22 protein-coding genes are annotated in these 21293 nt (G+C 65.7%); 6 read left to right on the top strand and 16 right to left on the bottom strand.

Going from position 1 to position 21293, the window contains the following annotated elements; all coding sequences use genetic code 11:
- Positions 1–185 precede the first annotated feature (185 nt).
- On the top strand, positions 186–1076 hold the full coding sequence (locus tag ACEN8I_RS14925) for an amino acid ABC transporter substrate-binding protein (RefSeq protein ID WP_413329280.1): 891 nt from the start codon (positions 186–188) through the stop codon (positions 1074–1076).
- A gap of 29 nt (positions 1077–1105) precedes the next feature.
- On the opposite strand, the gene ACEN8I_RS14920 is transcribed toward ACEN8I_RS14925, so the two are convergent.
- Entirely contained in the window at positions 1106–1960 is an 855-nt protein-coding gene (locus tag ACEN8I_RS14920) for a DUF2726 domain-containing protein (protein WP_413329279.1), read from the bottom strand.
- A 221-nt stretch (positions 1961–2181) separates the two neighbouring features.
- A complete protein-coding gene (locus ACEN8I_RS14915) occupies positions 2182–3537 on the bottom strand; it encodes a hemolysin family protein (protein WP_413329278.1) in 1356 nt (451 codons plus the stop codon).
- 194 nt (positions 3538–3731) lie between these two features.
- Here ACEN8I_RS14915 and ACEN8I_RS14910 point away from each other — a divergent pair, with 194 nt between their 5' ends.
- On the top strand, positions 3732–4595 hold the full coding sequence (locus ACEN8I_RS14910; protein ID WP_413329277.1) for a symmetrical bis(5'-nucleosyl)-tetraphosphatase: 864 nt from the start codon (positions 3732–3734) through the stop codon (positions 4593–4595).
- On the opposite strand, the gene ACEN8I_RS14905 is transcribed toward ACEN8I_RS14910, so the two are convergent.
- The 3 genes from ACEN8I_RS14905 to ACEN8I_RS14895 form a co-directional block, all read right to left on the bottom strand.
- Positions 4587–5492, bottom strand: a complete 906-nt coding sequence (locus ACEN8I_RS14905) for a YihY/virulence factor BrkB family protein (protein WP_413329336.1) — start codon at positions 5490–5492, stop codon at positions 4587–4589. The genes ACEN8I_RS14910 and ACEN8I_RS14905 overlap by 9 nt on opposite strands.
- A 122-nt stretch (positions 5493–5614) precedes the next feature.
- Positions 5615–7066 carry a DEAD/DEAH box helicase gene (locus tag ACEN8I_RS14900; protein ID WP_413329276.1) on the bottom strand — a complete coding sequence of 484 codons (1452 nt, stop codon included), beginning with the start codon at positions 7064–7066 and terminating at the stop codon, positions 5615–5617.
- A gap of 341 nt (positions 7067–7407) precedes the next feature.
- A complete protein-coding gene (locus tag ACEN8I_RS14895; RefSeq protein WP_413329275.1) occupies positions 7408–8289 on the bottom strand; it encodes a neutral zinc metallopeptidase in 882 nt (293 codons plus the stop codon).
- Positions 8290–8461: 172 nt separating this feature from the next.
- On the opposite strand from ACEN8I_RS14895, the gene ACEN8I_RS14890 reads away from it, so the two are divergent.
- Positions 8462–9196, top strand: coding sequence for a DUF4136 domain-containing protein (locus ACEN8I_RS14890; RefSeq protein ID WP_413329274.1), 735 nt, complete (start codon positions 8462–8464; stop codon positions 9194–9196).
- Between the two features lie 8 nt (positions 9197–9204).
- Here the strand turns inward: ACEN8I_RS14890 and ACEN8I_RS14885 are convergent, their stop codons facing one another.
- Entirely contained in the window at positions 9205–10056 is an 852-nt protein-coding gene (locus ACEN8I_RS14885) for a 2-keto-4-pentenoate hydratase (protein ID WP_413329273.1), read from the bottom strand.
- Between the two features lie 44 nt (positions 10057–10100).
- Here ACEN8I_RS14885 and pcp point away from each other — a divergent pair, with 44 nt between their 5' ends.
- On the top strand, positions 10101–10784 hold the full coding sequence (gene pcp, locus ACEN8I_RS14880) for a pyroglutamyl-peptidase I (RefSeq protein WP_413329272.1): 684 nt from the start codon (positions 10101–10103) through the stop codon (positions 10782–10784).
- On the opposite strand, the gene ACEN8I_RS14875 is transcribed toward pcp, so the two are convergent.
- Entirely contained in the window at positions 10777–10980 is a 204-nt protein-coding gene (locus tag ACEN8I_RS14875; protein WP_413329271.1) for a hypothetical protein, read from the bottom strand. The genes pcp and ACEN8I_RS14875 overlap by 8 nt on opposite strands.
- Before the next feature lie 120 nt (positions 10981–11100).
- On the bottom strand, positions 11101–11484 hold the full coding sequence (locus ACEN8I_RS14870; RefSeq protein WP_413329270.1) for a hypothetical protein: 384 nt from the start codon (positions 11482–11484) through the stop codon (positions 11101–11103).
- Between the two features lie 157 nt (positions 11485–11641).
- Between ACEN8I_RS14870 and ACEN8I_RS14865 the strand changes: the two genes are divergently transcribed.
- Positions 11642–12559: a delta(1)-pyrroline-2-carboxylate reductase family protein gene (locus ACEN8I_RS14865; RefSeq protein ID WP_413329269.1), complete on the top strand. Its 918-nt coding sequence runs from the start codon at positions 11642–11644 to the stop codon at positions 12557–12559.
- A gap of 18 nt (positions 12560–12577) precedes the next feature.
- On the opposite strand, the gene dcd is transcribed toward ACEN8I_RS14865, so the two are convergent.
- From dcd to ACEN8I_RS14840, 5 genes are all read right to left on the bottom strand, one after another.
- Entirely contained in the window at positions 12578–13150 is a 573-nt protein-coding gene (dcd, locus tag ACEN8I_RS14860) for a dCTP deaminase (protein WP_007866203.1), read from the bottom strand.
- Positions 13151–13222: 72 nt separating this feature from the next.
- The gene (gene guaD / locus ACEN8I_RS14855) at positions 13223–14506 is read right to left on the bottom strand and encodes a guanine deaminase (RefSeq protein WP_413329268.1); all 1284 of its coding nucleotides are present in this window, start codon (positions 14504–14506) and stop codon (positions 13223–13225) included.
- A 57-nt stretch (positions 14507–14563) separates the two neighbouring features.
- Positions 14564–14926: a 6-pyruvoyl trahydropterin synthase family protein gene (locus tag ACEN8I_RS14850; protein WP_413329335.1), complete on the bottom strand. Its 363-nt coding sequence runs from the start codon at positions 14924–14926 to the stop codon at positions 14564–14566.
- Between the two features lie 23 nt (positions 14927–14949).
- Complete coding sequence (gene queE / locus ACEN8I_RS14845; protein WP_074575749.1) at positions 14950–15585, bottom strand: 7-carboxy-7-deazaguanine synthase; 636 nt, start codon at positions 15583–15585, stop codon at positions 14950–14952.
- A 235-nt stretch (positions 15586–15820) separates the two neighbouring features.
- Positions 15821–16705 (bottom strand): LysR substrate-binding domain-containing protein, encoded by an 885-nt coding sequence (locus ACEN8I_RS14840; RefSeq protein ID WP_413329267.1) that lies wholly within the window; start codon positions 16703–16705, stop codon positions 15821–15823.
- A 130-nt stretch (positions 16706–16835) separates the two neighbouring features.
- On the opposite strand from ACEN8I_RS14840, the gene ACEN8I_RS14835 reads away from it, so the two are divergent.
- Complete coding sequence (locus tag ACEN8I_RS14835; RefSeq protein ID WP_413329266.1) at positions 16836–17240, top strand: tautomerase family protein; 405 nt, start codon at positions 16836–16838, stop codon at positions 17238–17240.
- 11 nt (positions 17241–17251) lie between these two features.
- On the opposite strand, the gene ACEN8I_RS14830 is transcribed toward ACEN8I_RS14835, so the two are convergent.
- The 3 genes from ACEN8I_RS14830 to ACEN8I_RS14820 all read right to left on the bottom strand — a co-directional run bounded on the left by ACEN8I_RS14830 (position 17252) and on the right by ACEN8I_RS14820 (position 21220).
- Positions 17252–18544: a YbfB/YjiJ family MFS transporter gene (locus ACEN8I_RS14830; RefSeq protein WP_413329265.1), complete on the bottom strand. Its 1293-nt coding sequence runs from the start codon at positions 18542–18544 to the stop codon at positions 17252–17254.
- Positions 18545–18819: 275 nt separating this feature from the next.
- Positions 18820–19863 (bottom strand): adenosine deaminase, encoded by a 1044-nt coding sequence (locus ACEN8I_RS14825; RefSeq protein ID WP_413329263.1) that lies wholly within the window; start codon positions 19861–19863, stop codon positions 18820–18822.
- A gap of 199 nt (positions 19864–20062) precedes the next feature.
- Positions 20063–21220, bottom strand: a complete 1158-nt coding sequence (locus ACEN8I_RS14820) for a BMP family ABC transporter substrate-binding protein (RefSeq protein WP_413329262.1) — start codon at positions 21218–21220, stop codon at positions 20063–20065.
- Between the last annotated feature and the right edge of the window lie 73 nt (positions 21221–21293).

Below are 21293 nucleotides of genomic sequence, written 5' to 3'. Positions count from 1 at the left end.
GCCCGGTTTATCTTCGCGGCAGCTTAAAAGCCCCTGTTCTTGCGAACCAGGGGCTTTTTTATGCCCTCGCGCAGCAACGGCTACTAACAATGAGTACCTTGGTCGTACCGGGGAAGCCCTGCCCTGGCGGCGTTGCGTATTCAGGGCCTTTGCCTAAGAATGGGACCGAACAACGGGAGGTTCCGATGAAGACACCATTTCAAGGACTGTTGCCGGCCGCCTTGGCCCTGCTGGTGATCGCCCTGCCGCAAGGGGCGTCCGCCCAAGCCACGCTGGAAAAAATCAAGAGCCGCGAGCAGATCAATGTGGGTTACCGGGCGCTTGCGGCGCCTTTCTCGTTTAACGAAGCACCGGGCAAGCCGCTGGGCTACAGCATCGAGTTTTGCAAGCCCATCATTGAGCAGCTGCGCCAGGCGGCGGGCAATAAGAACCTGCCGGTGCGCTATATCGAAACCGAAGTGGACGCGCGGGTGCGCCTGCTGACGGAAGGCAGTGTGGACTTGCTTTGCGAAAGCGTGACCGATACGCCGGAACGTCGCGCACGCATGGATTTTTCGACGCCGATTTTTGTCGATGCGGTCCAGGTGGCGGTGCGCAACAAGGACATGATCAGCACGCTGGAGCAGTTGAAGGGCAAAAGCATTGTCGGCATTGACGGCAGCACCGCGATCCCGGCGATGGAGCGTTTTTCGAAGACGCACGCGCTGAATTGGCAGCAGGCCAAGGCCGTGAATCCCGACGCTGCATTGGGCCAGCTGCAGCTGGGCTGGGCGGCCGGTTATGCGCGTGACGGCGCGTTGCTGGCGGCGCAGCTTGCCAGCCAGTCTGACGCGGGCAACTACACCATCCTGCCGGAGCGGCTCTCGGTGGAGACCATTGCCATTGCCTATCGCAAGGGCGACGCGGCCATGGGGGCGCTGGTGAATGCTTCGGTCAAGGAGTCCATGCGCAGCGGCGCCGCCCAGGGCTGGTATGAGCAGTGGTTTTTAAAGCCGGCCAAGCCCGGCGGCAAGCCGCTGTTCACGGCCATGCCGGCGGAGATGAAAGCGCTCATGGACGCCGCCAAGGCGAACTGACCAGGCCCCTCGCAGGGGGCCCGCCCGGCTCAGGCGCCTGCCGGCGGCGGGGCGTCCTCGGGCGTAATGAAGGAGTCTTCCCAGGCCACCGCGAATTGGTTATCCGTGCTGTCGTGAACAATGCCGGAGCCGGTGCTCAGCGGGTCGAAGTTGGTAAAGCGTATCTTGCGGTTGCGCTCCAGCTTGGCGCGCAGGCTGCTGCGGGCGGCGGCCATGGCGGCCATGTCCACCTGGTTGGCCGCGGGTTTCAGCTGCTCCACCTGCTCCACCTGCTCCACATGTTGCACGTGCTGCGCATCGGCGACCAGGGCGCTGCCGTCGGCCGCGCGCATGGTGTCGGGCACGGTGGCCAGGGCGTCGGCCTCGGCCTCCAGCGGCAAGGCCATGGGCGGCTCGCCGAGCACGGCCGGTGAGGACGGTTCTTCGTCGTCCGACAAATCGATTTCACCGAGGAAGGCGGCGCGCACGTCTTCCAGCGTGGGAAGGTTGCCGGCGCGCACCACGGCGTAGGCGATGCCGCATTCGGCAAACAGTTTTCGCTTGAGGTCGCGGCTGCTGGCCCTCAGGCCCTGGGGGCCGGGCACGTCCAGGCAGCCGATGACGGTGCCGTCGGCGGCGCAGACCGTGAAGCTGCAGTAGACGTTTTTGAGCAACTCAAAAGAGCGCTGGCCTTCGGCTTCGTTGCGCGGCGAGACAAAACGGATGACCGGGACCTTGACCAGCACGTGGTGGTCGAAAAATGCGCGCTGCAGCCAGTGCCAGACTTCCTGCTCGGCATCGAGCAGCAAAGGCCTGGGCTGCAGGTGCCATTGCGCGGGAATACGCCTTTTTTTGCGGGCGGCACGCGCCAGCCAGCCGTGGTGGCAAGCCGCCCCTGTTGCCATCCCTGACACTGCCGTCGCCGTCAGTGCCAACACAAAAACATCAAACATGTGTGCCTTAACTTTTTTTCAGTTTAAACACAGCACCCTTGAAGTTACAACCATTTACGTACCTGGGTGTTGTTGCAGCGTCTCACCTCTCGTCAGACCGCAGCAAGTAGTGACTTATGTCACGCAACAGCGCCTAAAAGCTGCGAAGCCGCAACAGCATCTGGAACAAAGGATTACAACTCAGGCGAGTCAGCTTCCGGCAACAAGCTGGCCAGCACCTTGTCGATACGCTTGCCGTCCAGGTCCAGCACTTCGAAGCGCCAGCCCGCGCATTCGACGATTTCGGCGGTTTTGAGCAGCCGGCCCGAAACGCTTTGCAGCAGGCCGGCGACCGTGTTGTAGCGGCCCTTGCCTTCTTCGGGCAGTTCCTTGATGTCCAGCCTGGCCTTGAGTTCGGCCACGGGCATGACGCCGTCGATCAGCCAGCTGCCGTCCTCGCGTTCGGTGGCCCAGGCGTCCACCTGGGCGCCGGGCTGCAATTCGCCGGTGATGGCCTCCAGCATGTCCATGGGCGTCATCAGGCCCTGCACCACGCCGTATTCGTCGACCACAAACACCATGCGGGTGGAGCGCGCGCGGAACTGCTCCAGCAGTTCCATGCCAGTCAGCGTTTCCGGCACAAAGACGGCCGGTACCGCGTAAGCGCCTATGCGGTCGGCCACCGAGGGCACGGTGCCCGGGCCCTGGGCCTGTTCCTGGCTGGAAGAGCCGGACTGGATCCGGCCGCGCAGCGCGAGCAGCTTGGCAACGTTGACCACGCCCACCACGTCGTCCAGGCTGCCGCGGCACACCGGATACCAGGAATGGCCGGTGGCGCCGGCCTTGTCGATGGCCTGGGCCACGGTGTCGGAGGCATCCAGCCACTCGATGTCGGAGCGCGGCAGCATCAGCGAGGTCAGCAGCCGGTCGTCGAGCAGGAACACGTTTTGCACCATCTGGTGTTCGTGCTCCTCGATCAGGCCGGCATCCACGCCCTCTTCCAGGCTGGCGGCGATTTCTTCCTCGGTCACGGCGCGGCCGGCCGTGTTGTCGATGCGCAGCAGCTTGAGCACCGCCAGCGTGCTGATGGACAGCAGCCTGACAAAAGGCTTGGCGCCCGTCGCCACCCACATCATGGGCCGCGACACCAGGCGCGCGACGGTTTCCGGATAGAGCTGGCCTATGCGCTTGGGTACCAGCTCGCCGAAGACGATGGTGATGAAGGTGATGACGGTCACCACCAGCGCGGTGGCGGTGATCTGGGACGCGCGCTGCGGCGCGCCGAAGGTCTGGATCCAGGCCGCCAGGTTGTCACTGAAAGCGGCCTCGCCAATAATGCCGTTGAGCATGCCGATGGAGGTGATGCCCACCTGCACCGAGGAGAGAAACTGCGTGGGGTCGTCCAGCAGGCCCAGGGCCGCCTGGGCGCCCTTGTCGCCGGACTCGCCCATGGCTGTGAGCCTGGCCTTGCGGCTGGAGGCGAGGGCCATTTCCGACAGGGCAAAAACGCCGTTGAGCAGCGTCAAAAAAGCAATCAGCAAAAAGTCCATAGATTAGGAGTCAGAGGAGTCTGGGCGGCAGGAATCCGTCGGCTACAACGCGCGAGAAAACGGTCCATCGCGGCGCTACCTCCTGCGCCCATAGTCGGGCTATGGGCTTGTCGGCATCACCGCGCTGTCCTCGTTTTTCGCGCGTTTCGCTTCGACGGCTCCTGCCGCCCAGACTCCTGGCGCAAAATAAACACATGTCAATGTACTGTATCGGCGACCTGCAGGGTTGCGACGCCCCCCTGGGGCGGCTGTTGGAGAAGCTGGATTTTTCGCCCAGCCGCGACACCCTCTACTTCCTCGGCGACCTGGTCAACCGGGGTCCCGAATCGCTCAAGGTGCTGCGCCGCCTGGCGGCCCTGGGCGACGCCGCGCAGTGCCTGCTGGGCAACCACGACCTGCATCTGCTCGCGTTGTGGCAGGGGGCGCGTCCCCCGGGCCGCAAGGACACGGTGCAGGACATCCTGCAGGCACCGGACAGCGAAACGCTCATGGACTGGCTGCGGCACCGCGCCATGGCGCTGCAGCGCCACGGCTGGCTGATGGTGCACGCGGGCGTGCTGCCGCAATGGACGGTGGCGCAGACCATGGCGCTGGCGGCCGAGGTGGAGCAGGTGCTGCGCGGCGGCGAACTCAAGGCGTTTTTCGGCGCCATGTACGGCAACACGCCGGACCGCTGGAGCGACAGCCTGCAGGGCGCCGACCGGCTGCGCGTGGTGGTGAACGCGCTCACGCGCCTGCGCTTTTGCACGCCCGAAGGCGTGATGGAGTTCGACAGCACCGAGGGCGCCGACGGCGCGCCCGCCGGCTACCTGCCGTGGTTTGAGGTACCGGGGCGCAAGACCGCCGGCACGGCGGTGGCCTTCGGCCACTGGTCCACCCTGGCCAAGGACGGCGCCGCGCCGCGCCTGCGCAACAACACCCTGCCGCTGGACACGGGTTGCGTCTGGGGCGGCTGCCTCACGGCAGCGAAACTGGGGGCGGAAGCCGGAACGTTTGAGCTGATCGCCGTGCCCTGCGAACAGGCGCAAAAACCAGGCAAGGCCGGCAAATCAGGCTGAGATGGGCCGGCCCCGGCCGGCCTCATCGGCCCAGGCGCGCGCCACACTGGCGGACAGCAGCAGCACGGCCGATGAAAAATAAATCCACATCAGGATCACCACCAGCGAGCCGGCCGCGCCATAGGCAGACACCACGGCGGCGGTGGAGAGATAAAAGGCCATCAGGTGCTTGCCGACCGCAAAGAGGATGGCCCCCGCGGCTGACCCCATCACCAGATAGCGTAAAGCGGGTTTGGGGCCCACACTCATTTTCATGAGGGCCACAAACAGTGCGACGCAAAAACCGAAAGACACGAGTTCGTTGAGCACCCAGGCGAGTTTTTCGACCGGCAGGTAGCTGCCCGCCCAGCCCGACAGCAGGCTTAAAAAGGTTGAAATCGCCAGCGAGACCAGGAGCAGGAAACCAAACGCCAGGATGTAGGCCACGCCGCGCAGGCGCAGGGACGCGCTGTGCCACCATTTTTGCTGCGGCACTTCGCCGCTGCCTTGCCGCCACAGCCGCTCAAACGCATCCTGCAGCTCCGCGAACACGCCCGTCGCCCCCGACAGCAGCAGCGCAAAAGCAAACAGCGAAGCCGTAATGCCTTCCGAAGGCGCCTGCGCGCTGGACAGCGCCTGCTGCACCACCTGGGCGCCCTGCGCCCCTATGACGCTGCGGATCTGGTCGACCAGGCTGGTTTCGAGATAGGCGCGGTCCAGCCACCAGCCGAGCACGGCGACCAGCAGGACCAGCAGCGGTGCCAGGCTCAGGATGCCGTAAAAAGACATGGCCGCGCTCATGCGCATGCCGCCGGCGTCAATCCACTGGTCGACGGCGCGCCACAAGGGGCGAAAGATTCTCAGGACTTGCTGGGAGAGCGCGGGAAACCCGAAAACCGCTGATGGTGCGGTCTTCATGTCGGGGTCGGAATTCGCCATCATGAGGACAGCGTAAAAGGCGGGCCGCGCGACCCGCACCGGACAGCCCCCCTACCGGCCGTAGGCGCTAACCGACGGCCCGGCGGTTTTCAAGCCACGGTTCAGACCGTGGACTGGGTCTTGAACAGCGCCGCGACTTTTTTCTTGGGCTTGATGTTGGCCGACACGCCGCTGCGCACGGGAGCGGCCTTGGCGGCGGCTTCCCAGGCGGGCTGGGCGTCGGGCGCAACCGTCGGTTCATAGGGCTGGTCGAAGAAGGGATCGCGCTGCGCGGCCGGCTGGCGGTGCGGCGTGTATTCGCGGCGCTCGCGCGGCTGGTGTGCCTCGCGCGGGCTGCCGCCGTCCTCGCCTTCGCGGTACATGCGGCGGCCGTCGTTGATGCGGCCCTGCTCCTTGATGCGCGGGCGGTCTTCGTCGAACTCTATGGGTTCCAGCTCGATCTTGGTCTTGATCAGCTTCTCGATGTCGGCCACCAGGCGGTTGTCGCTGCTGGCCACAAAACTCACGGCCAGGCCCGAGGCGCCGGCGCGGCCGGTGCGGCCTATGCGGTGCACATAGTCTTCGGCGTTGAAGGGCACGTCGAAGTTGAACACCGCCGGCACGTCCTTGATGTCCAGGCCGCGGGCGGCCACGTCGGTGCAGACCAGCAGGTCGACTTCGCCCTTCTTGAAGGCTTCCAGCGCCTTGAGGCGCTCGTCCTGGCTCTTGTCGCCGTGCAGCGCGGCGGTCTTCAGGCCCTCGCGCTCCAGCGAGCGGGCCAGGCGCGCGCAGCCCAGCTTGCTGTTGACGAACACAAAGGCCTGCTTCATGCCGCGCTCTTTGAGGATCTGGTGCAGGGCCCGGCGCTTGTCGTCGGCGCCCACGCTGTAGAAATGCTGCTCGACGGTGGAGGCCGTGGCATTGGAGCGCGCCACCTCGATGGTGACCGGGTCCTGCAGGTAGCTGGAGGCCAGGCGCTTGATTTCGGGCGAGAAGGTGGCCGAGAACAGCAAGGTGATGCGCTGCTTGGGCAGGTAGCTCAGGATGCGCTGCAGGTCGGGCAGGAAGCCGATGTCCAGCATGCGGTCGGCCTCGTCCAGCACCACGTATTCAACCTGGTTGAGCACCGCGTTCTTGGCTTCGATGTGGTCCAGCAGCCGGCCCGGCGTGGCCACCAGCACTTCCACGCCTTTTTTGAGTTCGGCCGTCTGCGGCTTCATGTCCATGCCGCCGAACACCACGGTGCTGCGCAGGTTGGTGTATTTGGCGTAGAGTTCGACCTGTTGGGCCACCTGCACCGCGAGCTCGCGCGTGGGCAGCAGCACCAGCGCGCGCACCGGGTGGCGTGCGGGCGAGGTCGAGGGGTTCTCGTGTTTCAACATGCGCTGCAGCAGCGGCAGCGAGAAGGCGGCGGTCTTGCCGGTGCCGGTCTGGGCGGCGCCCATCACGTCCCTGCCCTGCAGCACGACCGGAATGGCCTGCTCCTGGATGGGGGTCATGGTTTCGTAGCCCATTTCGGCGACGGCGCGGGCCAGCGGTTCAGCCAGCGAAAGATTCGAAAAAGAGGATGTCATAAGAAAGCTCTGCGTAACGCTTGCGGGTATCTCTGTCGGTGGTAGCGCGCGTATCGGGGGATGGGGTTGCCTGGGCGCGCGTGCGGCCAACAGCACAGCCGTTGGCGGGAAAGGTAACACCGCAGACCGCCCGGGTCCGCGCGATATCGACCGCGCGGCAGGGCTTGTGCAGGGCTTCCTCAGCCCCGTATTGTCGCACTTTGGGCCAATTGGCTGGTTTTGCCGGTAATTTACGGTTTCAGGCCTGCCGCGGGCCCGGCGCCCGGGCCGGTTCCGTCGGCAGATTGCTATTGATTTTATAGCTTCTCATGACCACCGGACAATGGCCTCAAGGGACCAGACTATAAATTTCGGGCACTGAAGGTGTCGCAGGCCTTGACGCTGCCGGTTTTAAAGCCGGTGTCGAACCAGCGCTGGCGCTGGGCGCTGGTGCCGTGGGTGAAGCTTTCGGGCACCACCGCGCCGCCGCCGGCGCGTTGCAGGGCGTCGTCGCCGATCTTGGCGGCCGCATTCATGGCTTCCTCGACGTCGCCCTGCTCCAGGATCTGGCGGGCGTTCTGCGCGTTGTGCGCCCAGACCCCGGCAAAACAGTCGGCCTGCAGTTCCAGCCGCACGCTCAGCGCGTTGTATTCAACCTTGCTGACGCGGCCGCGCATCTGGTCCATCTTGGCGCTGATGCCCAGCAGGTTCTGCACATGGTGCCCCACCTCGTGGGCGATCACATAGGCCTGGGCGAAGTCGCCGGGCGCGCCCAGGCGGCTGCGCAGGGTTTCGTAAAAACCGAGGTCGATGTAGACCTTCTGGTCGCCCGGGCAATAAAACGGCCCCATGGCCGCCTGCCCCTGGCCGCAGGCCGTGGGCGTGGCGCCGCGGAACAGCACCAGCCGGGGTTTTTGGTAGGTCGCCCCGCCCTTGGCAAAAACGTCGGTCCACACATCCTCGGTGTCGGCCAGCACGGTGGAAACAAATTTCGCCATGCGGTCGTCGGCCGGCGGCTTGTGGGCCGGCCCCTGCTGCTGCACCTGGGCCGGTGGCCCGCCGCCGCTGAGCAGCCCCAGGATGGTCAGCGGGTTGATGCCGAAAATCCAGCCGCCGACCAGCGCCACCACGATGGTGCCAATGCCTATGCTGCGTCCGCCAAAACCGAAGCCGCCGCCACCTCCGCCGCCGTCATCACGGCGATCTTCGACGTTGTCGGATTCGCGATTGCCTTCCCATTTCATGATCTTCCCCTTGTGCAATGCACTTACCGTGCTTGTGTCGTGCAATACTTGTTGGCGTCCGCCGTGCAGGCACTGCCCCGATGCCCCGGGCGCGTGTCAGCGTATGCGCCGACTTTACTTGAGCGGCGCACCCGCCGCGGAACAAAATTGAACCCCGGCGTATCCATTTCCCATGAACACTTTTGCCCTTTCCTCGCCCACAGGCCCCGGCCCGCAGCGCAGCGCCGGCGCCGTGTCGTCCCTGTTGTTCCGCTCGCCGCGCCTGGCCCTGGCGCTGCTGCTGGCCATGCTGCTCACGGCCTGCGCGAGTCCCATCACCACCCGCGTCACCAGTTTCAACCAGTGGCCCGCCGACGCGGCGGGCAGCACCTTCAGCTACATCACGCCCATGGACACCACGCGGCAGCTGGAGCAGGCCACCTACGAAGGTTATGTGCAGGCCGAGCTCGAAAAACGCGGCCTCAGGCGTGCCCCCGAAGGCCAGGCCGGGCGCCTGCAGGTGGACGTGGCGGCCAGCAGCCGCAGCGAGGAAAAAACCTGGCTGCAGCCGGTCTACCAGGACAACATGGTGTTCCTGCCGCCTTACCGCGACGCCGCGGGGCGGCTCTACGGCGGCGGCTGGGTACCCGACCCCTTCGGGCCGCGCTACATGGGCGACCGGCCGGTCAATGTAACGGTGTACACCAACAGCCTGCGCCTGCGCCTGCTCGACACCAAGGACGTGCCGCCAGGCAGGCCGCCGCGCACGGTGTTCGAATCGCGGGCCCTCTATGAGGGTGGCAGCGGCGACCTGCCGCTGGTCGTGCCCTACCTGGTCCGCGCGGTGTTTGACGACTTCCCGGGCCAAAACGGCCAGGTGCGCGTCGTGAAGTTCGACAGCGAAACGGGCGCTGTGATCAAGAAATAGTTGTTCGCTTATTCAAACCGAACCCTCAGCCCGTTGAGCGCGCCGGCCACCGGCCCGGCCGCCTCGATTTCGGTATGCCAGGTTTGCCCCGCCTGCACCGGCCAGGCGTCGGTCAGCGTGCCGGTGGTAATGACGTCGTTGGCGCGCAAGGCCGGCGCGCCCGGCGTGGCGCGCAGCTCCCGCACAAAATGCAGCAAGGCCTGCACCGGGCCGTCCAGCACATTGGCGCCCACGCCCTGGTCCTTGAGCACGCCGTCGGCGTAGAGCCTGAGCCGCAAGCCCGCCAGCGCTTCCATCAGCACCTCGGGTTCCGTTGTGGCCGGCAGCGCCACCGTATGGCCCACCAGCAGCCGGCCATGCAGGCCGCCGTCGGCCACCGCCTGCGCGGCGCTGAATTTCCAGCCCGGGAAATGCGTGTGAACGATTTCATAGCTGTGCGCCACCCAGCCAATCGCCGCCACCAGCTGCGCCGCCGTGCAATCAGGCGGCGGTGCCTCGCGCAGGCCGAACACCACCTCGGGCTCTATGCGCGGCTCGCACAAGCCTGTGAGCGAAAGCACGCCCTCGTTAGGCACGGAAGCGTCGACATGCACCAGGCTGCTGCGCCACACCGTGCCCCAGATGGGCCCGTAGACCCCGTAGCGCGGCCAGATCGTGCGGTTGGTAAAGCCGACCTTGTAGCCCACGGGAGCATCGCCCTGCGCGCTTCGCGCGGCGCGCACGGCCAGCGCGGTGGCATAGGCCAGCGGCACATCGGCCGGCACGGCGGCGGGCCAGGGCAGTGGCCGGGCCTCAAGGCGGGCGCGGGCCAGGTCGGCGACCAGCGAGGCAATGTCCGGGTGCAAGGGGGTGTTGTTCATCAAGCCATGGTATCCAAAAAGCCGCGCTCCCCCACAATGGCGGCATGCCCTCTTCCTCCACATCCACCGCTTCCCTTCCCCGCGTGCTGCTGACCGGCTTCGACCCCTTTGGCGATACCGGGCACAGCAGCCAGCCCCTGAACCCCAGCTGGCTGGCGGTGAAGGCGCTTCACGGCAAGCGCATTGCCGGCCACCTCGTGGTGGCGGCGCAGCTGCCCACTGTGTTCCAGGCATCGATGGCCGAACTCACAAGGCTGCTCCAGTTGCACAAACCGGCGCTGGTGGTCTGCGTGGGCCAGGCCGGGGGACGCGGCGCAATCTCGCTGGAGCGCATCGCCATCAACGTCAACGATGCGCGCATCCCCGACAACACCGGCGCGCAGCCCGTCGACACGCCGGTGGTGGCGGGCGGGCCGGCGGCCTACTTCAGCAGCCTGCCCATCAAGGCCATGCTGCAGGCGCTGCAAGGAGCGGGTGTGGCGGCCGAGGTGTCGCAAACGGCGGGCACCTTTGTCTGCAACCACGTGTTTTATGCGCTCATGCATGCGCTGGCTACCAAGCGCGGCTTCAAACGCACGCGCGGCGGCTTTATCCATGTGCCCTACCTGCCCGAGCAGGGCGCGCCCAGCATGCCGCTGGACGAAATCGTGCGTGGGCTGCACCTGGCCGTGGCGACCGCGCTGGCCACGCCGCGAGACATCACCAAAGGCGCGGGGGCCGTCAGCTAGCCAGGGTGTCGTCCCGCGCGCCGGAATCCCGCGCGGGCGCGGGCGGTTCGTCGCGCAGCAGGCGCCACAGCAAAAAAGTGCCGAGGATGGCATTGCCCAGCGCAAAGCCGGTGAACAGCACCGTGGCCCAGGCAGTCAAGGGGTGGTTGTGAACAATCCAGGCCAGCAGCGGGGACAGGCCGTTGAGCGTGAGCATCAGCCAGAACAACGGGTTGCGCGGCTGATAAAGGCGAGAAAGAGGGCGTGACGGTGGCATCGCCCATGCTAACCGCGGCGGCCCTACGCGGGCCTGACAAGCAGGGCCTGTTAACAGACCCTAACGAATGGAAAACGACGCGGCCATCAAACCCTGAGGCGAGCGCGCCGGGTGGGCCGGCATGACGTTGCCTGCGGAAGCCGAGGCTTCGGCAAAGGCCGGCGCCTTGGAGGCGCCGTCGGCGGCAGGCGGCTGTGCATTAGTGGCGGCGCGGGCCTGCTGGATACAGTTCTGGCGCGCGGCGCCCGCGCGGGTTTCCATGCATTGCGAGATGGCCAAGAGTTCGGCCCGGCGCTGGTCGTCGCGCATCTTGGCCTTGGCAACCTGCGAATCCGCCACAAAGACCATGGCGGCCAGCTGGCACAGAATCACCAGGCCCGCTGCAACCATCAGCAGCGTCTTGTATGGCAATTCATCGAATTTCCTCAAATGCACAGAAAACATGGCAACCTCCCGTTGGTTACACCATGCTAGGGCGGGCTTGCAATAGTCCATTCGGCGCCTTGCCCGTCCCGCTGTAGGATAAAAACCTCTCGTCAAATTCGGCCAGGGCGCCAGGCCATCCACCACTTCACGGGCCATCCCGCTTACCATCGCAGGCATGACGCTCCATCCGTATCCCACCTCGCTGGACGCCGGACAGACCGCCGCGCGGCTACCCTACCCGCTGCTGGTCACCGAACTCATACGCCTGCTCAAGGATGAGTCGGTCCAGGTCCCGCAGCGGGTGGTGCAGGCCCTGCCGGGCGGCGGCAGCCTGTTCGTGATGCCGGCGCTGGACGCCCGCACCGCGATCGCCAAGCTCATCACCCTGACCCCCGCCAACACCGGCACCGGCCTGCCCGCCATCCAGGGCGACGTGGTGGTGTTCGACGTGGCCAGCGGCCGGCGCCGGCTGATGCTGGACGGCCCCACCGTCACCGCCAGGCGTACCGCCGCCGTCTCGCTGCTGGCCGCGCAGCGGCTGGCGCCCAACACCCGCGGGCCCATGCTGATCGTCGGCGCCGGCGTGCAGGGCGTGGCGCACCTTGAAGCCTTTGCCCAGGGCCTGGGCGTGCGCGACTTCCGCATCACCTCGCGCAGCCACGCCAGCGCCCAAGCCCTGGCGCAGCATGCACAGTCGCTGGGCCTGAACGGCCGCGTCGTGCCCGACGCCGACGCCGCGCTGGCCGACTGCCCGCTGGCCGCCACCTGCACGCCCGCCGGCGGCGTGGTGCTCAGCGCCCTGCCGCGCGACGATGGCTTCATCAGCGCCGTGGGCGCCTACACACCGTCCATGGTGGAGCTCAGCGCCGCGCTGTGCCAATACGTCGCGGCCCAGGGCAGCGTGCTGGTCGACACCCCCGACGCCGTGCATGAAGCCGGCGACCTGCTGCAGGCCGGCCTGGACGTGGCCCGCTTCGCCAGCCTGGGCGAGGTGGTACGCCAGGACATGAAAAAGCCCGACGGGCCGGTGCTGTTCAAAAGCTGCGGCTGGGCGGGCTGGGATCTGGCCGCTGCGCGCACGGCGCTGGCCTGAGCGGCTCCTGACGGCTCTTTAGGCCTTAGGCAACGTCACGCCCACCTGGCCCTGGTACTTGCCGCCGCGGTCCTTGTACGAGACCTCGCAGACGTCGTCCTTGTCGCTTTCAAAGAACAATACCTGCGCGCAGCCTTCGCCCGCGTAGATCTTGGCGGGCAGCGGCGTGGTGTTGGAGAACTCCAGCGTCACATAACCTTCCCATTCGGGCTCAAAGGGCGTGACGTTGACGATGATGCCGCAGCGGGCATACGTGCTTTTGCCCAGGCAGATGGTCAGCACGTTGCGCGGGATGCGGAAGTACTCGACGGTGCGGGCCAGCGCGAAGCTGTTGGGCGGGATGATGCAGCTGTCGCCGTGGAAGTCGACAAAACTCTTTTCGTCGAAGTTCTTCGGGTCGACCACCGTGCTGTGGATGTTGGTGAAGACCTTGAACTCGGGCGCGCAGCGGATGTCGTAGCCGTAGCTGCTGGTGCCGTAGCTGATGATCTTGTGGCCGTCGCGTTGCCGGATCTGGCCGGGTTCGAAAGGCTCGATCATGCCGTGCTGCTCGGACATGCGGCGTATCCATTTGTCGCTCTTGATGCTCATTCGGGGGAACTCCTCACTGTGCCCCGATTGTAGGCAAGGTTGGCGCCCTCTCTCCCCGGGAGAGGGCGCGACCTATAAAGCCTGCGAAATCACCGTGCGCTCCACCACCCGGTCGTCCCCCAGCACGATCAGCGCGAACAGCAGCTCGCCCAGGTTGGCCGCCAGCGCGGTCTTGCGCGCCAGCAGCGGCGTGGCCTGCGGGTTGAGCACCACGAAGTCGGCCTCGCAGCCGGGCTGCAGGTTGCCCACCACGCCTTCCAGCCCCAGCGCGCGCGCCGCGCCCGCGGTGTGCTGCCACCACAGCTGCTGGGGCGAGAGCGACAGGCCCGGCTTGGTCTGCCCTTCGCGGCCCACGTAATAGGCGGCCAGCATGGTGTGGAAGGGGCTGAAGGAGGTGCCGCCGCCCACGTCGCTGGCCAGGCCATAGGGATAACCGATGCGCTCGGCGCCTTCGTAATCAAAAAAGCCGCTGCCCAGGAAGAGGTTGCTGGTCGGGCTGACGGCCGCAGCCGTGCCGGTGGCACGCATCAGCGCGCGGTCTTCGTCGTCTATGTGTATGCAGTGGGCATAGACGGCGCGCGGGCGCAGCAGGCCGAACTGCTCATAGACGCTCAAATAGCTGCGTGCCTCGGGATACAGTTGGTGCACCCAGGCGATTTCGTCCTTGTTCTCGGCGACGTGGGACTGTATCCAGACGTCGGGGTATTTGGCAGCCAGCTCGCCGGCGCCGCGCAGCTGGGCTTCGCTGCAACTGGGTACAAAACGCGGCGTGATGGCATAACCGAGCCGGTCCACGCCGTGCCAGCGCTGGATCAGGGCTTCGGTGTCGATGAGGCTTTGCGCGGTGTCGTCACGCACGCCCTCGGGCGAGTTCTGGTCCATCAGGCATTTGCCGGTCATCAGGCGCAGGCTGCGCTTTTGCGCTTCGCCGAACAACGCGTTCACGGACGCGGGATGCGAGGTGGCAAAAGCCAGCGCGGTGGTCACGCCGTTGCGCAGCAGCTCGTCAATGAAAAAAGTAGCGGCCTGCGCGCTATGGCCGGCGGCCGAAAAGCGGCTTTCCTCAGGGAAGGTGTAGTTTTCCAGCCAGGGCAGCAGGCCTTCGGCCGGCGAGCCGATCACGTCGAGCTGGGGATAGTGGATGTGCATGTCCACAAAACCCGGCGCGATGATGCGGCCCGGCAGGTGTTCAGTGGGCAGCTCGGCAAAACGCGGCGCCAGCGCCTGGTAGCTGCCAGCGGCCTGCACCACCTGGCGGCCTTGCGCGTCGGGGCCGACCACCAGCAGGCCGTCGGCCTCGTAGGCGGCCTGGGCGGGGCCGGTGAAATACAACAGGGCGGCGCGGTAGGCTTTCATGGGGCTAGGTTACCCCAGCAGATGCGCGCCACGATATGCAAATCCCGATAAAGGGTATCAACGGCTCACGCGGCAGCCGTCGCCCAAGGAGGCGCGCCACACGCGCACCGAGGTCAGCCCCGGCAGTCGGGCATCGAGCTTGCGGAAAATGAACTGGCAAAGGTTTTCCAGCGTGGGCGGGCCCAGCTCTTTCACGTCGTCGAGCATGTGGTGGTCCAGCTCCTCGCGCAGCACGGCGATTTCGCGCCGCACCAGGCCCAGGTCCATGACCATGCCGGTGGCGACGTCGGGCTCGCCGGCCACAAACACCTCGGCGTTGTAGGTATGGCCGTGCACGCGCTTGCTGCCTTCGGCCTCGATGGCTCGCTTGAGGGTGTGGGCCGCGTCAAAGTAAAAAGTCTGGCTGATCTCGCAGCGCATGGGTTCTGGCGTAGGAAGCTTTTTCATCGGATGCCCGTGATCTTGTGGGTCTGCAGGCTGAGGCGCCAGGCCGGGCGCTCCATGCACAGCTGGATGCAGGTTTCGGTGTTTTGCTGCCGCTGCGGGTTGTCCATGGGCTGCAGGTAGCGGTGCGTGAAGTCGGCGGCTTCGAGTTCGGCCAGGTCAAAGCTTGGCTGGGGCCAGACCAGCTTGAGCTCCTGGCCCGCGCGCTGCACCCAGGGGGCACCGGCCTTGGGGCTCACGCAAATCCAGTCTATGCCCTCGGGCGCGGCAATGCTGCCGTTGGTCTCGACCGCGATCTGGAAACCGCGCGCATGCAGCGCGGCAATCAATTCGGCATCGACCTGCAGCAGCGGCTCGCCGCCCGTCATGACCACAAAGCGGTGGGCGCTGTCGCCGGCCGGCCACTGCGCTTCGATTTGCTGGGCCAGCGCGTCGGCATCGGCAAACTTGCCGCCCAGCGTGCCGTCGGTGCCCACAAAATCGGTGTCGCAAAATTTGCAGACAGCGCTCGCGCGGTCCTGCTCGCGGCCTGACCAGAGGTTGCAGCCGGCAAAACGGCAGAACACCGCAGGCCGCCCGGCATTGGCGCCTTCGCCCTGCAGCGTGTAGAAAATTTCCTTGACCTGGTAGCTCATGGCGCGGCTTTCGTGCGGCCGAAGTGCTGCGCGGCAAGAAATTGAATGGAAGAAATAAAACAGGCGCCCACACAAGCCGAAAGACCGGGGGTCGCGAGGTTTTTATACATGGTGGTCCTCTACATGGCCCCGGAGATAAACGGATGCTGGCGCGCCGGGACAGCACGCTGAAGTCCTGATTTTACCGGTTCAGGCCGGATGGCGGGATTTCAGGGGATTTAGCGACGAATCAGCCTCAGGGCACGGGCATCTCGCGCGCCTGCTGCTGCAGCCAGCCGCAAAAGCTGTCCAGCCGCGCATGCGGCCCGGCGCGGCGCCTGGCCACGTACTGGTAGGCGCTTTCCTCAAAGCCCAGCGGCGCCACCAGGCGGCCGGCGCGCAGGTCGTCCATCACCAGGTGCCAGGGCGCGATGCAGACGCCCAGCCCGCCCACCGCGGCCTCCAGCGTGAAGTAATAGTGCTCAAAGGCCGGGCCGCCCTGCACCGCCAGGTCGCTGCCGCGCGACGCGCACCACATGCGCCATGCGTCAGGCCGCGTCGTCGTGTGCAGCAGCGGCAGGCCGGCCAGGTCCTGGGGCTTGCGCACAGCCACCCTGGCCGCCAGCGCGGGCGCCATGACCGGCCCCAGGCGCTCCACAAACAGCGGCAGCAAGGTGGCCGAGGCCTGGCTGCCGCGTTCGGCGACCGTGATGACGAGGTCGTAACGGTCGCGGTCCAGGTCCGGCGCATGCTCGGCCGCGCTGAGGCGAACCTCGGTATCGGGATGCAGCGCATTGAAGCCATACAGGCGCGGGATCAGCCATTTGACGGTGAAGGTGCTGAAGCAGCACACGTCCAGCGTTCCGGCCTCGCCGCTGCGCACCTCGCGCACGGCCGCCTCCATTTGGTCCAGCGCGGCGGACAGCGCCGGCCACAGCGAGGCACCGGCGGCCGTCAGTTGCGGCTTGTTTTTGGCGCCCTCGAACAGCACCACGCCCAGCGACTGTTCCAGCTGCCGCACCTGCCGGCTGATGGCGCCCGGCGTGACCGACAGCTCCTCGGCGGCGGCCGTCATGCGGCCCAGCCGGGCGGCGGCCTCAAAGGCGCGCAAGGCATTCAGGGGTGGAAGGCGGCGCTTCATGATGTGAGTTTATTGCACATAGGATGCGCCAAGAAATCGTTTTTCCTGGTGAACCTTGCCCGGCAGAATTCGCGGCACCCTGGCAAAACAAGCAGCTGGCCTGCAACAACTTCAATTGAGGAAAAATCACATGCCTTTTATCCGTACCAACGTCCACCAGAGCACCAGCCCCGAGCACCGGCAAGGCATCGTCATGGGCATACACCAGGCCCTGATCGACAGCATAGGCATGCCCGCGGACGAGCTGTTCAACATGGTGAGCGACTACGATGCCGGGCAGTTCTTCTTCGACCGGACTTTCAACGGCATGGCGCGCTCGGATCGGCCGGTGGTCGTGGAGATCACGCTGCGGCGCGGCCGCAGCGACGCGATGAAACGCGGGCTTTACGCGGCCATCGCGCGCAATTTAAAAGCCAACGCCAGCGTGGCGCCCGACGATGTGTTTATCTTCATGCACGAGAACGACTACTCGGACTGGTCGGTGGGCGGCGGCAAGTTCGCCATGGCGCTGGTGCAGCAGCCCGGTCCGGGCTGAAGCCAGGCGCCCTATTTGCCCGCAACGGTTTGGCCGGACGGCAGCGACGGCCGCACCGGGTAGGCCCTGGCCATCCACAGGTAGAGGCCGGCGCCCAGCAGCAGCGTGGCGGCGGCAATCTCCAGCGACAGCGTAAAGCCCGCGCCCGCATTGGGCGTGTGGCGCAGCAGCACGGCCACCAGCGGCGGGCCCAGGATCTGCCCCACACCGTAAGTGGCAGTCAGCAAGCCGATGAAGCTCGCGGCCGTAGCGGGCTTCAGGCGGCGCACTTCCTGCATCGCAAAGAAAGTGATGGCGGTAAAGGGGATGCCCAGCATCAGGCTGCCGATGGCAAAGCCCGCCAGGCTGGGGCTCCAGAGGCTGGCCGCAATGCCCAGGGCCTGCAAAAAGTAGCAGCCGGCCAGCAGCAGGCGAAAGTCCTTGCCCGGTGGCAATCTTGTAGCCAGCAACGCGCCCAGCATCACGCCGAGGCCGAAGATGGGCCAGAACATGTCCAGCCATGCCGAGCCCGGCAGCGCCGCGCGCGCGATCACCGGCAAAAAGGTGGCGGTGATGATGTAGCCGAAACCGGCCAGGCCGTAGGCCAGCGTGAGCAAGGTCATCTCGGCATTGCCATGGTGCTGCGCCGCACTGCCCGGCTGCGCGGCCGCGCGCGGCGCCAGTGGAATGAGGCGCTCGTCACCACCGCGCAAGACATGCCACACGGCGGCGGTCAGCACAAAAGACAGCACACCAAAAATCACCCAGCCGGTGGCGGCCGTCCACTGCCAGGCCACCATACCGGTGGCAAAGAGGCCGCTCACCACAATGCCCGCGCCGGGGCCGACATAGATGATGCCGCCCATCGCGGGCACGCCGCGTTTGGCGAGTTGCGAGAGGCACCAACCCGAAGTGAACACAAACACCACCCCGCTGGTCACACCCGCCGCAAAACGCAGAAACGGCCAAGCGGCCGGCACATGCCAGCCCATAGCCAGCGTGAGCACACCCGTCGCGACCAGCCCCGCGCGCACCAGCGACGAATACGCCAGCGAAGGCAGGCCCCCGAAACGCGCCCACAGCCAGGGCTGCAGCGTGCACAGGATGGCGCCCAGCATGTAGCCGAAGTAGTTGGCACTGGCCAGCCAGCTGGCCGTGGGCAGGTCGACCACGCCGTCGCTCAGCATCATGGGCAGCAACGGCGTAAAGGCAAAGCGCCCTATGCCCATGGCCACGGCCAGTGCCACCAGCCCGGCCAGCGCGATGGGCCAGGCGCCGTGCGGCGCGGGGGAAGACTCTTGATGCGGCTGCGATGTGGAGGCCATGCCCGGGGTCCTTGCTTGCTCTATGGTTCTACCCGGATCATACGTTTGAGCTGCCGGCTGGGCAGGCGCCCGGCCTAATAACCCCGGGAGCCTGGATTCGCAGAAATACATCCGCAGATTACGCAGATTTACGCAGATTAAGAAAAATGTGATGAAGGGTCGTGTGTCCACCGCAGGGGGCGGATATGAAGTCTTGAATACAAAACTCCTGTCTTCAATCTGTGTAAATCTGCGTAATCTGCGGATAAATCATCTGCGGATAAACGCAGCGGCAATCAGCGAAAGCGCTCAAAGCTTTCGTTGAGGCGGTCCACAAAACGCGCCTTGGCCGAGGCGTCGATAAAACTCGCTTCGAAGCTGTTGCGTGCCAGCGTATAGGCATGCCGCGCATCCATGCCGGTGGCCGCGAAGGTCTGCGTGAAGTTCTCGTTCATATAGCCGCCGAAGTAGGCCGGGTCATCGGAATTGACGGTGGCGGCCAGGCCGGCGTCCAGCAGTTCGCGCAGGTTGTGGCTGGCCAGGTCGGGGAACACGCAGAGCTTGAGGTTGGACAGCGGGCACACCGTCAGTGGAATGCGGTCTTGCGCCAGGCGCCGCATCAGCGATGCATCGCGGCTGGAACGCACGCCGTGGTCCACGCGCTCGACCTTGAGCACGTCCAGCGCCGTCCAGACGTATTCGGGTGGCCCCTCCTCGCCCGCATGGGCGACCAGGTGAAAGCCCAACTCGCGGCAGCGCGCGAAGACGCGGGCAAACTTTTCGGGCGGGTTGCCGACTTCGCCTGAATCCAGGCCTACGCCTATGAACTTGTCGCGAAACGGCAGGGCCTGCTCCAGCGTTTCAAATGCGTCCTCCTCGCTCAGGTGGCGCAAAAAGCACAGGATCAGCGAGGCGCTGACGCCGAATTCGGCCTGAGCATCCACGCAGGCGCGATGCAGGCCGTTCACCACAGTCGCCATGCTGACGCCGCGCGCCGTGTGGGTCTGCGGGTCGAAGAACATCTCGGTGTGCAGCACATTGTCGGCCGCCGCCTTGCGCAGGTAAGCATGCGCCATGTCGTAAAAATCCTGCTCGGTGATCAGCACGCTGGCGCCGGCGTAATAGATGTCGAGAAAGCTCTGCAGGTTGGTGAAGGCATAGGCGCTACGCAGCTCTTCGACGCTGCGGTAGGGAATCGAGACATTGTTGCGGCTGGCCAGCGCGAAGATCAGTTCGGGCTCCAGCGAGCCCTCGATGTGCATGTGCAGCTCGGCCTTGGGCATGCGCCTGAGCAGCTCGGGCAGGCGGTCGGCGGCCACGGGTTTGACGGAAAAAGACATATCGGCTCCCTGAAAAACAAAAGGCTGCCTGGAGGCAGCCGAACCGGGATTTATTCCCTCTCCCCCTGGGAGAGGGTTAGGGTGAGGGCCAGTGGCGGACGAAACATCGTCGTCCCACGCACAGGCCCCGGCCCTCACCCCTGCCCTCTCCCAAAGGGAGAGGGAGCAATACTCCGCACTCCCGGGGAAAGGCACTTCATCAGTTACCTGGAACCTTGCCCTCAACGCCCTTGACGTAAGTCTTCAGGCCGCCCAGGAATTTGTCGTCGGCTACCACGTCTTTGGCCAGCAGTTCCTTGCCTGTGTTGTCGGTGATCGGGCCTTTCCAGATCGAGAAGCTGCCGTCCTTGAGGCCCGCCTTGACTTCGTCGATGCGCTTTTTGGTCTCGTCGGGCACGTCGGCGGCAATCGAGACGATGTCGATCGCGCCTTCCTTGACGCCCCACCAGGAGGCGGTGTTGCCGGTCCATTTGCCTTCCAGCGCCTCACCCACGGACTTCACGTAGTAAGGGCCCCAGTTGATGATGGCCGAGGCCAGGTGGGCCTTGGGGCCGTAGGCGGTCATGTCGGAATCCCAGCCAAAGGCGCGCTTGCCCATTTTTTCGGCGGTCTGCAGCACGGCGGAGGAATCGGTGTTCTGGAACAGCACGTCGGCGCCGCCGTTGATCAGGGCGGTGGCGGCTTCGGTTTCCTTGGGCGGGTTGAACCATTCGTTGACCCAGACCACCTTGGTCTTGACCTTGGGGTTGACCGACTGCGCGCCCAGCGTGAAGCTGTTGATGTTGCGCACGACTTCGGGAATCGGCACCGAGCCGACCACGCCCAGCGTGCCGGTCTTGCTCATCTTGCCCGCAATCACGCCGGCCATGTAGGCGCCTTCGTAGGTGCGGCTGTCATAGGTGCGCATGTTGTCGGCCTGCTTGTAGCCGGTGGCGTGCTCGAACTTGACGTCCTTGGTGTCGCCGGCGACCTTGAGCATGGGCTCCATGTAGCCGAAGGTGGTGCCGAAGATCAGCTTGTTGCCCTGGGCCGCCATGTCGCGGATCACACGTTCGGCGTCGGCCGACTCGGGCACTTTTTCGACGAAGCTGGTGACGACCTTGTCGCCGTAAGCCTGCTGCACCGCCTTGCGGCCGTTGTCGTGGGCATAGGTCCAGCCGCCGTCGCCCACCGGGCCGACGTAGGCAAACGCCACCTTCAGGGGTTCGGCCTTGGCGGCGGGCGCCGCAGCCGCGGGCGCGGCGGCCGGAGCTGCCGGTGCCGCCTCTTCCTTTTTGCCGCAACCCACCAGGGCTGCCGCAGCCACCGCGGACAGGGCCGCCAGCTTGAGCAGGGAACGTTTTTGCAGGTCAGTCATGTCATCTCGCTTTCGTGGAAGGAAGGTGAAGAAAGTAAAACAGGGTGCGCTTAAAAAATGCAATTATGCGGCG

It is taken from the genome of Polaromonas sp. CT11-55, assembly GCF_047303325.1.
In the GTDB taxonomy this organism is placed as follows: domain Bacteria; phylum Pseudomonadota; class Gammaproteobacteria; order Burkholderiales; family Burkholderiaceae_C; genus Polaromonas.
Note: the sequence above shows the minus strand (reverse complement) of the source record. Positions and strands in the feature narration are given on the sequence as shown.